Origin of the sequence: Nitrosopumilus sp. b1 (assembly GCF_014078545.1) — an archaeon.
GTDB lineage: Archaea > Thermoproteota > Nitrososphaeria > Nitrososphaerales > Nitrosopumilaceae > PXYB01.
On sequence record NZ_MU078790.1, the window covers coordinates 1 to 1,165 of the forward strand.

Consider the following 1,165-nt stretch of genomic DNA (forward strand, 5'->3'; position numbering starts at 1 on the left):
AGGACATTTGGCACCAATAACTAGGACATTTGGTTGATTTTTTGGCTCAAAAATTTCTAGAGTATTTCCAAAACTTCCAATGTGTTTTACTGAAACCCTAAACGAGTCTTCATCAGTTGTTGCGTTTTTGAACTTGTAGTTTTCATGTGTGAGCCATCTCTCTACGTTGTCTCTAAGTCTTGTACTCATACGTCGACTCTTTTTTGGCCTAATATTATGATGTTGGTTGCAAGCATAGATTTACGATGTTTCTAAACTCGAATTTTGAAATATTCAAAACTTTCTAACAAAAGACAAAAAATTACACGTTAACATCAAAGCCAAAGTTTTGCTCAAGTTCTGATAGTTGTGCTGCAAACAAGATGTTTAATCCAAAACCAATTACTGCAAGAATAATTCCAAGGTAAAGACAATTTTTGGCTTTTTTTGGATCATCATGACGCAATACAAAGTATGCAATGATTCCACCAATTAATCCCATAAAGATTGGCAACAAAAACCACCAATTACTTCGAGGTCTTTCAGGATACATCTTGTTTCAAATTATTTACATTGGTATTATGATGCTTTTGCTGCAAGTTTTTTTTGCTCTTGTGTAATTTCTATCTCCACTGTCTCAAGTGGATCTCCTACTTGGTTACGTCTTATTGCAAACATCTTTGGTCTATCAAAATCTTCAGTACAATCAGGACATGCATAAACTAAGATTCTATGCTCATTTGGTGCCTTTGGATTTGATAATCGTGGGTAATACACCAGCCTTGCACCGCAATCGACACAATATCTATTGGCTCTTCTAGTTCTGGCCAATGTAAACCTCCTGCATTATTGATAATCTTAGATCGGATATTAGATCTATCCAGTCTAATAGTATGCACCAAATTGTATCAAACGATCAATGTTTCAAAACTCGAATTTAGAAATAATATTGGTTTTAGAATTATATTGTAAAAATAAAATGTTTCAAAATTCGAGTTTAGAAATAAAGAAAGGCGCCGCCCACCAGACTTGAACTGGCGACCAACGGATTAACAGTCCGACGCTCTACCACGCTGAGCTAGGGCGGCACTGAAAATTCTCGCTGGTAAAAGCGATTTAATCCTTGCGAACGCTAGTTTTAGACATTTTGTAAGAAAGTTTAGTTAAATTGTGCAAAGAATTCTCT

At 35.5% G+C, this 1,165-nt stretch carries 3 protein-coding genes and 1 tRNA gene; all 4 read right to left on the minus strand.

Annotated features, from left to right (window positions below):
- The coding region (locus tag C6988_RS10850) for a DUF2299 family protein (protein WP_182135462.1) at window positions 1–189 on the minus strand (189 nt) is incomplete at its 3' end.
- 112 nt (window positions 190–301) lie between these two features.
- Window positions 302–532 carry a hypothetical protein gene (locus tag C6988_RS10855; protein WP_182135464.1) on the minus strand — a complete coding sequence of 77 codons (231 nt, stop codon included), beginning with the start codon at window positions 530–532 and terminating at the stop codon, window positions 302–304.
- A 26-nt stretch (window positions 533–558) separates the two neighbouring features.
- Window positions 559–810, minus strand: a complete 252-nt coding sequence (locus C6988_RS10860; RefSeq protein ID WP_182135466.1) for a hypothetical protein — start codon at window positions 808–810, stop codon at window positions 559–561.
- A 183-nt stretch (window positions 811–993) separates the two neighbouring features.
- A tRNA-Asn gene (locus C6988_RS10865) sits at window positions 994–1,067 on the minus strand.
- Window positions 1,068–1,165: the final 98 nt, after the last annotated feature.